Below are 14,481 nucleotides of genomic sequence, written 5' to 3'. Positions count from 1 at the left end.
GAGCTGCTAACGCTATTAAGACTTACGCAGGCGGGGTGAGAAACCCGGTTTTTGAGCGGATGTTTCGTCACCTTTCTCCAAGATTTTTCTCAGAAACCGGGTAACGCTGCCGCCAGTCATAACTATTTTTAAGCGCTTCAAATAATAGAAGTGCTAAGTTTGTTGCGGTAGGTAGTGCGATCGAAACACCTAGGGCGAAACCCCCGGCATCTCGCTTGCAAATTCAAATCCGGTTATTTGACATACTCACGCCCGTTCTCTTCAGCGGTGATTCTTGACAGTTCATCGGGTCTTGCTACCGGAGTAGTCTTACAGTCCCTCCCTGTCCGTTTAAAGTCTCCCAATGCCCTATGGCGACTTTTACTCTTGCCGGACGGGTTAGAGTCAACCATTGCCCTTCTAGCTGTCTTTAAGTTTGCTCTCATCGTAGCTGTTTCAACGTGTCTTGAGCCTAAAGATCCTTTGAGTATTCAGCATTTTAATACAAAGCCGTCCTAAAACGACAGGGTTTTAAACCCATCTTCCTGATAACCATAATACCTGTTGGAGCTTATTTACAATTACCTCAATAGGATATTCAGGTTAATTGGTGGTGGGATGGGAGGCGCACCCCCGATCGCGATCGCCCCCACCCGGAACCCTGACGCCACCGCCAGCATTTGCTGTGGGCTACTGCTATTTTTCTGTGAGATTCCACACACCATCCCAGTTGAGTACGTCTGAAAAACTATGCTGAAATAACATACAGCGATCGACGTGCAATTTAGCTGCCTTGTTTTTCGGGTCAACTTCCAGAACGGCGTTAAATTCGCGTTTGGCGTCTGTAAAAGCTTGCTTGGCTTTTGGTTCTAAGGCTTTCTTAAACTCGCTCAGCAGTTTTTTCACCCGATCGAGTCCCAGGTTTTCAAATTCCTCATCTAACATTTCTGCAACTGTCTCGCAGGCCCGACTTTTAATTTTCGCCTGCAATAGCTGCCTGATCTCTCCTGGTTTCAGCCGCTTGATTTGGGGATTTGATGGTTCTAAGATGTCTGCTTCCAACAGCTTTTTGACTTCGCCTTCTTGCAAGTATTTAATATCGTCTGCTGATAGGGGCTTGATTTTTGCTTGCAGCAGCACTTTGGCTTCGTCTTCCGAGAGGTTTTTGATTCCTTCCAATTTCAGCAGTTGGATTTCTGGCTGCAACAGTACGATGAGTTTGTCTGCTTCGGACAGGTTTTTCGGGTCGTACTCTGACAGCTTTTTCAGTTGATATAACAGGTTCCTGAGTTCGTGTTCCAACTGTTGCTCTAAATTGTAGGAGAGTTTCTTAATCTCTGCCTCCGGCATTTCGGCGACATCCTTTAAGATGTTTTTCACCTCACTTTCTGAAAGTCTTTGGCTAACGGGAGTTTTGTAATGTTCGCGCCCCTTCGTGTAATGTTCTATAATTTGTTGCTGTGTTTCGGTTAGTGACTTGCCCACTGGCGAGTATCCCTCGCGGATGCCGACGAGTTCGTAAACGATTACGGGTTCGCTTTTGCCTTTGACAGTAATAAAGTCGAGTTCTCGCACGTACAGCCGATCGGCATAATCTCTGTAAGTATTGTCGCTGATGATTAAGTCGGTGCCGTACTGCTTGCTAGCGCCTTCTAAGCGAGAGGCAAGGTTTACACCGTCTCCGATCGAAGTCAATTCCATGCGTTTGCTACTACCGATGTTGCCACTGACAACTTCGTCGGAATGCACGCCCATACCAATGCTGATCGGCAATTCCCCATTCGCCATACGCTCTTGATTGAACAGGGCCAGTTTTTCGCGCATTTTCACCGCCGTTTGCATGGCGCACCAAGCATGATCCTCTAGGGGCGCTGGAGAGCCAAAAACTGCCATCAGAGCGTCGCCGATGTATTTGTCGAGAGTCCCTCCGTACTCGAATACGACATCTACCATCACTTCAAAATATTTATTCAGCATCACTACCACTTCTTCGGCTTGCAATTTTTCCGTAAGTGTGGTATAGCTGCGAATGTCTGAGAACAGCACCGAAACGTTTTTGCGCTTACCGCCCAATCCAGTATCCCCTGAAGCTAACAAAGCTTCGGCTACTTCGGGAGTCATGTAACGGTACATCAAGTTTTTGATTTGCTTGGCGCTGCTAATATCTTCCATGACGACTAACGCGCCGTTTACCTTGTTGGGGTCGGTAGCGTCAGTCATTGAATTAATCGAGAGATTGATACTCTGCCCTTCTCCTTCCAAGGAGAGTAAAACTTGATCTGGGTAATACTGCTGGCGGTCGTTATCGTCTTCGGGAGACAAAGACGCATCAAACCATTTGGCAAAATCGCCTTTTTCTAACTTAATTAACTCGCGCAAAGATTGACCTTCGGCTAATTCGGCATCGCTGACACCCAGCAAATTTTTGGCACTGGGATTGGTCGCTACTATATTGCCTTTTTTATCTGTAGAAATCACGCCGTTAGTCAAGGCGTGCAGCATATCTTTTTGTCTTTGTTCTTGCTGTTTGACTTCTGCAAACAGTTTGGCGTTTTGCAGCGCCACTCCGGCTTGGATGTTAAACGACTTCATAAATTCCATGTCGTTGCGATTGAAACTCGCTTTCCACTGTTCGGGGGCGTGAGGCCAATCTTCCGGGTTGTAGGGGGGGTATTCTTCTTGTGGTCGTTTTTTATTAACTAATTGGGTGACGCCAATCAATTTTTTGTCTGAGTTAAACACTGGCATACAAAGCATACTGCAAGTGCGGTAGCCAGTTTGTTTGTCTATTTTTTTTGCATTTTCTGCGCGGGGGTCGTCGTATACGTCAAAGGGAATCAACAGCGGTTCGCCGGATTGGGCGACGATGCCTGCAAAACCGGCTGTTCTGGGCATGCGAATTTCTTGAAGTTGACCTGTTGTGATCAGGATTTTCGTCCAGAGTTCGTCTTTATCTTCATCGATTAGCCACAGGGTGCTGCGATCGGCGTTCATGAGTTCTTGGGCCTGATCCATCACCCTTTTGAGGGTATCTTCTAAGTCTAAACTGCTCTGAGAAAGAGCGTTGACGGCATTCATTAGCGCCGTGGCTGCCCGCTGTCTCTGAGTTGCTGCCAAGAAAGATTTGGACGATTCGAGAATTAAGCGTATCGAGGGAGCAAATTCTTTAAAAACTCGTTCGTCTTCTTCCGTGAATCCACTCTTGTCGATTTGTTCGTGAATAGTAGTGTGATTGTGGTGATCCGGTTTAAGTTTATTAATCAGTTGAACAACTGCTACTAACTCGTTTGTTTCTTCCTTTACCAGGGGCATTGCCAGCATTGTATAAGTGCGGTATCCCGTTTTTTCCTCAATTTTTTTGGCGTTAGCCGATCGCGGGTCCTTGTAAAAATCGTAAGGGATGTTAACCACTTTTTTCTCGGTGGCTACTTCTCCTGCAATACCCATGTGGGCAGGAACTCTGATTTCTAGATTTTTGCCATTTTCGTCTTTAGCGACGATCGCCCAGAGTTCATTCTTTTCGTCGTCTAATAAAAATATCGTGGTGCGATCGGCATTGAGCAATTCCCCTGTTTTGAGGGTAATCGACTGCAACATATCGTTGAGGATAGCGTCAAATCCCTCACTCCCAAGGATGTTATCGAGCATTCCGAGGGTGTCATTAACAACCTTAAGTTTTTCTTCTACTTCCTTAACTACTACTGTGAAACTTTGCTGGTTTAACGGGGCCAGAATGCTGGAAAAGTTTCCGTCGTAGGGGATAATTGCAATGCTGCTAGAGGGAGGGGGAGGGGGAGGGGGAGAGTAGCGTTCCTGATGATGATTTTCACCGCCGACAACAGCGACATCAATCACGTTGTCTAGAGAAGAGTAATTGGTGGAAGATGCAGATTTCATAGACCTTTACAGAATCTTAAGCGTAAGGGTTAGTCTCTAAGCTAGGAGAGCGGGCAAGTTCATTAGTGAGTCACCTGTCGCACAAAACTCAATTATGTGTGAAAGTATTTCCCAGTTTACAGAACTCCGGCCACAGGGCAAGGCCAATTCAGTTGGGATTGCTGGTGAACTGCTGGTGCGACGGTAAGGCTGCTGTGTCATTGCTGCACTCTTTTGAAAGAATGCGAATCCTGTTTAAATGGTTTATTAACTGATTTTGACATTGTGCGTGCCTGGTTTAAGTAAGTTCTACCTATCTTTGAGCCGATCGCCCACCGTAACATGAATGCGTACTGGCGGGAGGACTGATGAAAGAGGGGTGGCCTGGTGGGACTAGCCGCAATTGTGACACTACCTGTTGCTAGTGATGTGTGCCCTTCTCTACACAATTGTGGTTTTTAACTAGAATTTCTCTCTATTTTGCTGTTCTTAGCTTTCAGCCCACTAAATTCACGGGGTTTTCAGCTTTTTTTTGTAAAATTTGCGGTTGACATTTTTAGTGTAACCTCCGACTCGGAAAAAACTCCGCCTTTTGGCCCCCCGATCGGCTCAAGTGTGTCGTCAGGGTTTTGCCAACTCAGTTTGGCGCAATCCAGCGGCTTCGACAAGCAGGGATTCCGCGAAGGCGATAGCTTCTGTTGCTGAGCGGCCACTGGCGAGTTGGGCGAGTTCTTCCCGCCGCTGGTCACTGTTGAGAGCGGCAACTCTGACTACTGTACGTTCGACTGGTTCGGAGTCGGCTGCAGGTTCGCCGATACTTGGTTCTGCTTCGATCGTCTGTTTGTTGACGCGAAAATGAAAATCAGCCATCGCGGCGATCAGCGGCTGGTGGGTGACGCAGAGAACTTGGTGTTTGTCGGAAAGTTGGTAAAGTTTTTTGGCGATCGCCCCGGCGACTCTCCCGGAGACTCCGGCGTCGATTTCGTCAAAAATCAACGTACCGGCACTTTCTATTTGGGAAAAACAGGCTTTGATGGCCAGCAGAAAGCGGCTCATTTCTCCCCCGGAGGCGATCGCCCCCAGAGGTTGCAAAGGTTCGCCCGGGTTGGGGCTGAAACAAAAGGCGATTTGGTCGGCACCGGTAGCGGTTGGGGTACAAGGCGATATCTCGACTTGAAATTGCACTTTTTCCATTGCTAAGGGCTTAAGTTCTCCTACGAGGTGCGTTTCTAGTTTGAGGGCGGCTTCGCGTCGCAGGGTGGTGAGGTGGCTGCAAGCGTCTTTTAATTGCTCTAAAGCAGTCTGATATGCGAGTTCTAAGGCTTCCATTGACTCGCCTCCTTCTAAAAGTTCATTTAGTTCGTTTTGAATGCTTTGGTAGTAGGCGATCGCTTCTTTGAGCGGCCCGTATTTGCGACAAATTTGTTTGAGTTCGCGAATCCGATCTTCTACTTCTTCGAGTCTTTCGGGATCTGCTTCTAATTGTTCGCCGTAGCTGCTAATTTGCCGGCTGGCTTCTGTGGCTTGGGCTAAAGCATCGCTGACCATTTCTAGGATTGGTTGCAACTGCACATCGTAAACTGCCATGTCGCTTAAAATTACTTCGGCTTTGCTCAACAAGTCGGCGGCTGATGCGCTGTCGCCCTCGTTTTGGTAAAGGGCTTGGTGGACTTGGTAACTCTGCTGCTGCAATTCGACGACGTGGCCTAGCCGGATTGATTCGTGTTCTAGCTGTTCGAGTTCGTCGGCGTCTTCGATGTGGGCTTCGCCGAGTTCTCGGACTTGGTATTCTAACAAATCAAGTCTTTGCAGTCGCTGCTGTTCCGACTGACGCCTGCGTTTGAGGGCGGTTTTGGCGCTGTTGGCTCCCAGCCACGCGGAGGTGATGATCGATCGCGCTTCAGTGAGCTTTTTGCCGCCGTATAAATCGAGCCATTCTCGCTGGAGATTTTCTTGTCCGAGGTGGACGGTTTGGCCTTGGGCGGTAATTTCGACGAGCCGATCGCGCAGTTGATCCATTAACTGGCGGTTGACGAAAATTCCGTTCAAGCGCGATCGGCTACGCAGAGCACCGCTCGATGCGTTAATTTCCCGGCTGCAAACGACTAAATTTCCGTCTATGGGTTCGATTTCTTGCTCGCCCAGCCACAAAGCTGCGGCTTTGTCCAATTCAAAGGTAGCTTCCAATATTGCCCGCGCTGCTCCGGTGCGAATTGATCGGCGATCGACTTTCCCGCCCAACACTGCATCGATCGCATCTAGGATAATCGATTTACCAGCGCCGGTTTCCCCTGTAAATACGTTCAAACTCGGGCCAAATTCTAGATCCAGGCAGTCAATTAAGGCAAAGTTTTCTATTCTGAGGGATATTAACATGAGGAATGGGGAATTGGGAATTGGGAATTGGGAATTGGGAATTGGGAATTGGGCATTGTGCCTAAAAGCATCGGACAATTTTAGATTGTAGATTGTATATTTTAGATTGAGTGGTAATCTTAATCTAAAATCCCCTATGGGAAATCCCCCATCGGATGGGGTCTAAAAGCATCGACCAAACAGGGAATTCGCTATTGGCTCCTCCACTATCGGGCGCGTCGAATTTTCCGAGTCCTATTTTCATTTTTAACTAGAATACTTTTGATTTTGCCATTATTGATCGAGTCTCAACCTCTATGCAAAATAAATTTCTGCTTCCCGTTGCTCTATTAAGCGTTGTCCTGATTGGAGTTTTTGGCTGGGAGGTGTACAAAGACAAGCAGCGAGTCCATGAATTAACCCTACTGACGGGAAGCAAGACAGGCTATTATTATCCTTTCGGACAAGCAATTGCTGAGGTAGTTATGCAACAAAATCCGCGCCTGCGGATTAAAGTTGTTGAGACTCAAGGCGGTGACGAAAATATGCGCCGGCTTCAGGCAAATGAGGCTCAGTTAGCTATTGCCCTGAACACTACGGGGGCAGTGCCCCAAGCGCGGGTAATTGCTTCTTTGTTTAAGGAAGTTTTTCATTTAATTGTTTCGGAACAGTCTGGGATTGAAAGCGTTTCTGATTTAAAAGGAAAACATATTGCGCTGAGGGAGCAAGGCAGCACTTCTTACAGTTCTTTTTGGTTGGTCAGCAAACATTACGGTTTGAAACAAAGCGATTTTCAGTTTACTACTGGCTCTTGGGCTGAGACTAATAACTTGTTTGCTAGCGGCGAGGTTGATGCTATCTTTCGGGTGCAACCTCTGGGGAGCGATTTGGTGAGCGATTTGCTGCAAAATACGCGGAGCAAATTGGTGCCCATCGACCAAGCGGCGGCGATGAAAATTAAGTGGCCGTATCTGGAAGCTCACTTGATTCCTAAGGGTACTTACAAGGCGGCTCCCGCAGTACCAGATGTGGATTTGCCTAGCGTTGAGGTGCAGGCTACTCTGTTGGTTCGCGAGGATGTCGATCCGGTAATAGTTAAGGAAATTACGCGGATTTTGTTCGAGTACCGCCGCAATTTGGTAGCTACTAATTCTTTGGCGGCCATGATTAGTCAGCCGTCGGAAAGCGGCGGTTTGGCTTTGCCCGTACATGAGGGCGCTCAGGCTTATTACGATCGCGAAAAGCCGGATTTTTTTGCAGCAAATTCCGATGTTATCGGCTTGTCTTTTTCGTTTGTTACTCTTTTTGTTTCTTGGCTTTGGCAGTTGCGAGCGCGCTTTTTGCTGAAACAAAAAAATCGAGCTGACAAGTTTAATTTGATTATTCTAAATTTGATTCAAAGAAGCCGCCAAGCCGGAACTTTTGAGGAAATAGATCGGTTGCAAGAAGAGTTATTTGAGATTTTTAAGCAAGTTATGGCGGATTTGGATGAAGATAGAATTGATGCGGATTCTTTTCATTCTTTTACTTTTACTTGGGAAACCGCTCTAAAAATTGCGAGCGATCGAGAAAAAGTATTGCGTAATTCCTCGCTGGTTTCCCATGATTTAAAAGCTGATTTTACGGATGTCAAAAAGATGGAAAACTAATTTATATTAGCAGTCATTAGTTATTGGTTATTAGTTCATTCCTGGATGCAAAAAGTGGTTTCACCTACCGATAGCGGTAAGGTGCGCCGTGCCCACCCTACTTAATTTATAAGAAGAGTTATCAGCCATTAGTTATTAGTTATTTAGGAGTGGCTCCAATAATGAATGACCAATAACCAATGCCCATGCCCCATGCCCCATACCCCATGCCTCATGCCCCATTTTTTATTCAATAAAACCCAAGTGTTTTCTAGCAGCAAGAGTTACCATTCTCCCGCGATTTGTCCGCTGCAAAAATCCGATTTGCATTAAGTACGGTTCGTATACATCCTCAATGGTTTGAGTATCTTCTCCTGTAGAAGCTGCGAGGGTTTCTAAGCCCACTGGGCCGCCGTTAAAGTTCTCAATCATTGCTGTCAAAATCCGCCGATCAGTCCAATCTAAACCTAGCGGATCGACGTTGAATAATTCCAGGGCGAGTGAGGCAACTTCGGCATCAATTGGCTTTAAATTTTTGACTTCGCTGTAGTCTCTAACTCGTCGCAGCAAGCGGTTAGCGATCCGGGGGGTTCCGCGAGCTCGGCGGGCAATTTCTGTGGCTCCTTCTGGGGTGATTTGAGTGTCGAGAACTTGGGCGGTTCTTTGGACAATTAGACTAAGTTCGTCTATTTCGTAGTAGCGCAATCTTTGGATCAAGCCGAAGCGATCGCGCAATGGAGATGTCAGCGACCCGACTTTTGTGGTTGCTCCTACTAAGGTAAATGGTTTGAGGGGAATGCTGCGGATTTTGGCGCTTTTGCCTTGCCCGATCGTAATATCTAACCGACAGTCTTCCATCGCCGGATAGAGGATTTCTTCTGTAACTTTAGATAAGCGGTGAATTTCGTCGATAAACAGCACGTCGCCTGCTTTGAGGTTGATCAGCAATCCGACAATATCTCGCGGTTTTTCTAAGGCTGGGGCGGTGGTGATTTTGCATTCAACTTCCATTTCTGCTGCTAGAATTAGCGACATTGTGGTTTTTCCCAACCCTGGAGGCCCGTAGAGTAACAGGTGATCCATAGGTTCGCCGCGAGATTTGGCTGCTGCAATTGCGATCGCCAAAACTTCTCTTAAGTCTTTTTGCCCGATGTATTCAGCTAGCCGCTGGGGCCGGATTTTGTCGTCTTGTTTGCTGTTAATTTCGTCGGGTAGTTCTTGCGATTCTAGCAATGATTCCGCCTGGGGTTTGGCGGCTTTTTTGCGACGGGCCGGGGCTATGTCTTCGGGTAGATTTGGGTCGGGGGGCTGTTGTTTGGAGGATATAATAGCCATATTTATCTGCGTTCGGGCAGCGGGAAGTGTTTACAATTGTTAGCAGAATCTTTACAATTATTGAGTTCGTTATGAGTATTCCATCTTCTTTATTAGCATCGGAAAGCATAACTTTTGAGGGGGCGATCGAGCTGACTCAATCTTTACTGTCGTTCATGGAGGCCGATCGACTTTTACAAGCCGACATCCAGCAAGCTGTTACATCTCTGGTGAAAACACAGAACGGTGCTAGGGGGTTTTTTGTCACCTATCTAACGGACGATCGACCGGAGGCAGATCACCCGTCACCCGGAGTAGTCGAGGCGCTGCGATCGGCTCCTGAGATCGTAGCAGAACTGCTGGTGAAAAATTTGGCGATGTCGGCGGCAATGGTTGTACATCATTCGCGCCAGCAAAAGGAGGAAATGGCGGCCGATTCTGCTAGAGTGCAGGAGCGATCGCGCAATTTAATTCAAATGCTGCAAATGCCAGCCTGTCAAACTATAGCGTCGCAAATGCTAGAAAGTTTGCAGAATGCCAACGGCGAGTATGAAAAATTTTTCCGGCGGTGGGGCTACGATGACGAGCAAAAACGGGCGATCGGTTCGGCAGTGCGGGGTGCGATCGGCTAAAATAACCTGCTCCGAAGGAAGGGGAAAGAAGAAAGAAGGAAGGGCGTTGCTTAATCAGGGTATGAAAAAAATAACTTTAAAATCCAAAAGCTTTGTGGATACAGGTTTCTATGAGGGGCATATTTAACGTTTCATACCGTAAATCAGCAACGCCCGATGACTTTCAAGCTGCACGCTTCGGCCGTACAGGCGGTGGAGCGCATTCAGAACCATTACACTGCTAGCCGCGCCACAATACGCAGCACGCTTTGGGGTTTCAATGTGAGCGCTAAGCGGTTGAAAATCCTGTTGGCTCTTGCTCTGGCGAGCGTAGCTATGGTCTTTATCAGAAAAACCATTGACAGAGTGTAATGTACCTGCAATCATTGCTGGCTGTCTCATTTGCCAGATTTCCTTGCTTCTCGACACCGGCAAGTAAATAGATTCCTAGCTCCTAGTTGTAGAGCCAATAATTTAGTCCTCACATATAAACCTATATTCTTCCCTATTGAGAAAATGCTCATCTAAAAAATTCTTCATTTTACGTTTGCCCTCTGCAATATTTTGAGAGCAAATCGCTACAGAAGCATAGGGAACTTCATATTTTTCTTCATCGGGTATTTTTTCCTCTAAAATGCTGATAAAGAAATTTGAGTCTGCTGACAACTCTTTCAGCTTTGCTTCATCTATTACATCCTTATGTAAGGATCTATAACAAAGAAAGCCATTGTAGCATATTCGTGGTAAACTACTTTGATTCACAAACGGCTTTATCCGGCAAGCAATTAGGTAGGAATACAAAATTAGGTTGACATCCCGTATATTAAATTGCCATTTAGATACATAAAAACCACCCATCCTCGCATTAATTTCTAAAATTTTTACTCCCAGTGGTGTGTAAATTACGTCAACACAAAAAACACCATTTTTTAAGCCAATATCGTGGCAAGCTTTCCAGGCTGAATGAATCAGATTTTCTTGTTTTTCTCCGTCCAGCAAACTCGGCATAATTTCCGTCATTTCATTACAAAGAGTAGGCAGAGTGGGCCCATTATCAGTGACATAACCAGCTACCAACTTACCATCGAACATGATTATATCGACATCATGTTCAGAGCCTTGCAGGTAAGGTGTGACAAATATTTGATAGTTAAAACCCATGCCAGGGTCCTGTAATGTAGCAGATTGAAAATAGCTTTTGTAGTCTTCAAATGTAGCTAGTAATTCTTCTTCTGTTTGAATTATCTCTACACCAAAGGAAGCAGCCCCAGTATCTAACTTAATTACTAAAGGATAGTAATGTTGCGGAATCTTGTGGATATCAGCCATATCCTTTAAATTGAAAACTTCAACACCATTTGAGAATCCTTTAGCTTCATGATAGGGTTGAGCGGGTTCAACGGATAAAATTTTTTTATGAGTTAGAAACTTGCTTTTAGCAATGCTTGCCGATTGATAGCTGTTGGTTGGTTTCCCTAAAAAACTAGCTACTAAAGAGGACAAAGGTACATTATCTTCCCAAAACGTAACTACGCCATCTATAGGCGTGTGATGCTTATGAACAACTTCCACAATAGCTAAAGCATTTTCAATGTCTTTGGTATGATCGTCAATGTCAATATTGAAAAATTGCCTGCTGTAGCTGACAGCGAAATGTTCAGGATCGCTATCGACCAAAATGATATTGATACCTACTTGATTGGCAAATTCAAAAATGTTTAGCTTTGAGTAGCCTCCACCTCCTATCATCAATATATTCTTGCCTTTTAGCATATATTGATAGGAGCGGTACAACATCGTTTCCACCCATTTATCGAAAATGTCAGCCCTGTTGGGGGAATGTTGCATTTCGTATAGCTGCAAGGTGCTGATACAATCGCGGTCGTTGACTTCAATCAGAATTGGCTCTATTTGTCCCTTGTGATTCTTCAAAACAACATCTAAACCAATAAAATCAGTTTGTTTGTTTTGGGGGACATGGGTTAAATATTGCGTTTCGTAGCAAATAATAGACTCTAGTACCGCTTGACCGAATTGGTTAATTTTTTCAAGAAGCTGATTCTTCTCTTCGTTTGTCAACTGGAGCAAGTTACACAGATAGTCGATTGAAAAACTTTCAGAAGTATTGGCATTGATTGGTTGGTCAACGTAGCCTAGATTACAGATAATGCCGGAAGTCTCGACAACGTTATTGGGGCGACGGGTTACAAACACCCTCAGCCTTGCACCCAGCTTACAATTATCAGTAATACTTGAATCGATAAATTCCTCCACAAGCAGACAATCATTGTCCTGGAGTGAATCCATACATTTCTTAAATTTTTCAACAGCCCTATCCAGATTATCTTTTGATTCAATAGTGCATAATCGGCTTCCCATCCACCTTACTCCAGAAGGCTTAATCACAAATTGAGAAGCGGGAAATGCCGTCATATATTCTTTGATTTCATTACTAGAAAGATTTCTAGATAGGGAAATCAATTGAACTTTTGGAGTGACGGGATGATGGCTATATTTTTCTAAAGAAAAGCCAAAAGCCATCGTTTGGGGTACATTTACATTTCTTGCAGCAGCAAGTAAGCGAGTATGCAGTTTGTCATTGGTATATTGTTCCAGTTCTATACCACTTGACATCGGACAGTCCGCCAGTCCTTCATAGAACTGAAATTTTTGAGCCTTCTCTTGGTGGACTGGTTCATAAAAACTGAAACCCGCTTCGGTACAAAAGTTACATAAAAAAGTTATCCTCTGAGGAGTTTTGAATTGGGTGTGAAAACATTGACCAAATTCGTTCATTGTAATCCCTTTCAGGAGGTATAATACAGATTTATCACCTTCTTGAACGACTTTTACCCAAGTTGGGTCAGGCACAATAAAAGCACATTCCGGCAAAATTTTACTGGCGGCTAGCAGCAATGTAACCCTTTCATTTGGTAAAGCAAAGAAAACAATGCAGGGTTTATTATCATCTGAATCTTGTTCTATATGAGATTCTTTTAGCGCCTTCATTTTATAACTTTGAAGAACTGAGTTAAGTGCATCAAACATATTTAGCTATGACTCTAAACTATTAGGGTATTCTGAAGCTTAGTAACAGGAACTTCCGCTGCTTTGAAGGTTGTGTGATTCATTTCCTTGCAGAGGGGGAGTAAATACGCATACAAGTCGCATGGTACTCGTGGCTCTCAAATAATGTTTATCATGCTTATCGAGAGCATACATAGTGCCAGGTAGAATTGGATATAGAATCCCCTCTGCCTCTACTTCACCTTCTCCTTCGATACAATAGCAAGCTTCCATGTGATTTTTGTATTCTAGGAGTGATTCAGTGCCTGCGTTAATGATAGTATCTGTGAGTGAGTAGCCCATGCCATCTCTTTCTAGAAGAAACCTGCGACTCTGACCATTTCCCCAGGCAACATCTCTTGCCGTATTAATAATTTCACTCAGCTTCCTTATGATCATCTCTTGTTTAACTCCGGTAGTATATTGACCTGTTAGTTTGCTAATGGAAGACGAATTATTGCGATCGCGTGATCGAATTTTCCAAAAAACCGACTTGATGAAAGCCTGCTAGACTTTCAGTTGGGAGAATAGGTAGGGGTAATGGCGTAGCCCTGTCAAGGTGGTAAATTTAATGAAGAAAAATCGTTGTTTCATGTAGGGGTTTGGTCTCCAAACCCTCTTGAGGCTATCTCATCGAAGCCCCTACAAATACACCTTGACAGGGCTAGGGTAATGGCGTTCCTCACCGCTTACACCCGTTGCCTCACCCGCCGGGAGGTTCAAACTCCTACGCGAGCGCACGAGACAGCTTGGTGTGATAGGTTTGAATTGCACCTCGCGTATCGAATTGTCTATTGTCGCTAAGGATCGTTTTCACCTTTTATGTGTGAAATGAGTGACTATGCAGTGTGCTAAAACCAGAAGGATCAAAGAGGTGATAGTGAAGCGCTGCTGCGAAGCGCAGATCCCTTGATGGAAAGGTAGTGCGATAACTCTCTGGTTAAAATGGCTTTGACTCAAGATGAGAGTAACTGCTCACCGCAACGTAGTTGCGGTGAGCAGTTACAGTCAAACTTCATTTAAGGGTTTGTTTTTGTTTATGTGCATGTGTATGTTGTAAAGACCATCAGAGGCATCGCTCAAAGCATCCAAGGCAAAGGAAACTGGAATTTTCGCGGAAGTACTTTGGATTTGGAAACCCAATGGATTTTTGTTCCAATGCCCCTCCTGCCGATAGACCTTTGGGTCTTTGAGTCCATCATCGCCAGCCTGTTGGTTGTTAGAGAACCGGGGACAGTCGAATGCCCACATGAATCCTTCACTGGTTTCATTTTTCTGCATTCCGATAGCCATTGAACAACCTTCCATAAAGGTATTGTCATTTTCCCAGACGATTACCGCATAATAGCACACAGAATCAAGAGTCTCGACTGGCTCAAATCCAGGAGGCACAACCACTTCACCGGGCTTGACCATTTTAGGTAAAGTAAAATCTAGATTCTGGTTATCCCCACAGATCTTGGCATTTGAGAGATATTGTCCTGTGGCTTTCCAAGAATTAATGTCATCCCAATTAAAAATCTGCAACCGAATGGTATATTTTCGGTTCAGCCAGTTCCATAAATACGCCAAACCAATAAGCTGTTGTACCTTTAAATAGGGTATAATAAAAAAGGAGTTTAGTCAATCTCTACAAAAATGCCAGCTAAAAA

9 protein-coding genes are annotated in these 14,481 nt (G+C 45.1%); 2 read left to right on the top strand and 7 right to left on the bottom strand.

Annotated features, from left to right (window positions below):
* Positions 1 to 675: 675 nt before the first annotated feature.
* Positions 676 to 3,876 carry a GAF domain-containing protein gene (locus QUB12_RS28925; protein ID WP_333309513.1) on the bottom strand — a complete coding sequence of 1,067 codons (3,201 nt, stop codon included), beginning with the start codon at positions 3,874 to 3,876 and terminating at the stop codon, positions 676 to 678.
* Between the two features lie 600 nt (positions 3,877 to 4,476).
* On the bottom strand, positions 4,477 to 6,231 hold the full coding sequence (gene recN / locus QUB12_RS28920; RefSeq protein WP_333141328.1) for a DNA repair protein RecN: 1,755 nt from the start codon (positions 6,229 to 6,231) through the stop codon (positions 4,477 to 4,479).
* Between the two features lie 296 nt (positions 6,232 to 6,527).
* Between recN and QUB12_RS28915 the strand changes: the two genes are divergently transcribed.
* Positions 6,528 to 7,859, top strand: coding sequence for a TAXI family TRAP transporter solute-binding subunit (locus QUB12_RS28915; protein ID WP_333309511.1), 1,332 nt, complete (start codon positions 6,528 to 6,530; stop codon positions 7,857 to 7,859).
* 225 nt (positions 7,860 to 8,084) lie between these two features.
* On the opposite strand, the gene ruvB is transcribed toward QUB12_RS28915, so the two are convergent.
* Positions 8,085 to 9,173 (bottom strand): Holliday junction branch migration DNA helicase RuvB, encoded by a 1,089-nt coding sequence (gene ruvB / locus QUB12_RS28910; protein ID WP_333309509.1) that lies wholly within the window; start codon positions 9,171 to 9,173, stop codon positions 8,085 to 8,087.
* Positions 9,174 to 9,244: 71 nt separating this feature from the next.
* Between ruvB and QUB12_RS28905 the strand changes: the two genes are divergently transcribed.
* The gene (locus QUB12_RS28905; protein ID WP_333309505.1) at positions 9,245 to 9,784 is read left to right on the top strand and encodes a hypothetical protein; all 540 of its coding nucleotides are present in this window, start codon (positions 9,245 to 9,247) and stop codon (positions 9,782 to 9,784) included.
* 123 nt (positions 9,785 to 9,907) lie between these two features.
* On the opposite strand, the gene QUB12_RS28900 is transcribed toward QUB12_RS28905, so the two are convergent.
* The 4 genes from QUB12_RS28900 to QUB12_RS28885 all read right to left on the bottom strand — a co-directional run bounded on the left by QUB12_RS28900 (position 9,908) and on the right by QUB12_RS28885 (position 14,401).
* On the bottom strand, positions 9,908 to 10,192 hold the full coding sequence (locus tag QUB12_RS28900; RefSeq protein ID WP_333309504.1) for a phytochelatin synthase family protein: 285 nt from the start codon (positions 10,190 to 10,192) through the stop codon (positions 9,908 to 9,910).
* 45 nt (positions 10,193 to 10,237) lie between these two features.
* Entirely contained in the window at positions 10,238 to 12,811 is a 2,574-nt protein-coding gene (locus QUB12_RS28895; protein ID WP_333309501.1) for an ATP-grasp domain-containing protein, read from the bottom strand.
* 39 nt (positions 12,812 to 12,850) lie between these two features.
* On the bottom strand, positions 12,851 to 13,228 hold the full coding sequence (locus tag QUB12_RS28890) for an ectoine synthase (RefSeq protein ID WP_333309498.1): 378 nt from the start codon (positions 13,226 to 13,228) through the stop codon (positions 12,851 to 12,853).
* Between the two features lie 609 nt (positions 13,229 to 13,837).
* Positions 13,838 to 14,401, bottom strand: coding sequence for a hypothetical protein (locus QUB12_RS28885; RefSeq protein WP_333309495.1), 564 nt, complete (start codon positions 14,399 to 14,401; stop codon positions 13,838 to 13,840).
* Positions 14,402 to 14,481: the final 80 nt, after the last annotated feature.

The sequence above is a fragment of the Microcoleus sp. B7-D4 genome (assembly GCF_036705125.1).
Taxonomy (GTDB): domain Bacteria; phylum Cyanobacteriota; class Cyanobacteriia; order Cyanobacteriales; family Microcoleaceae; genus Microcoleus.
The sequence above is the reverse complement of the archived record's forward strand: the minus strand, read 5'-3'. Positions and strand labels throughout refer to the sequence as shown.

Excerpts from the sequence above, each read along its gene's own strand:
- ruvB (WP_333309509.1), bottom strand. The coding sequence starts at position 9,173 with ATGGCTATTATATCCTCCAAACAACAGCCCCCCGACCCAAATCTACCC.
- recN (WP_333141328.1), bottom strand. The coding sequence starts at position 6,231 with ATGTTAATATCCCTCAGAATAGAAAACTTTGCCTTAATTGACTGCCTG.
- QUB12_RS28890 (WP_333309498.1), bottom strand. The coding sequence starts at position 13,228 with ATGATCATAAGGAAGCTGAGTGAAATTATTAATACGGCAAGAGATGTT.
- QUB12_RS28925 (WP_333309513.1), bottom strand. The coding sequence starts at position 3,876 with ATGAAATCTGCATCTTCCACCAATTACTCTTCTCTAGACAACGTGATT.
- QUB12_RS28915 (WP_333309511.1), top strand. The coding sequence starts at position 6,528 with ATGCAAAATAAATTTCTGCTTCCCGTTGCTCTATTAAGCGTTGTCCTG.
- QUB12_RS28895 (WP_333309501.1), bottom strand. The coding sequence starts at position 12,811 with ATGTTTGATGCACTTAACTCAGTTCTTCAAAGTTATAAAATGAAGGCG.
- QUB12_RS28905 (WP_333309505.1), top strand. The coding sequence starts at position 9,245 with ATGAGTATTCCATCTTCTTTATTAGCATCGGAAAGCATAACTTTTGAG.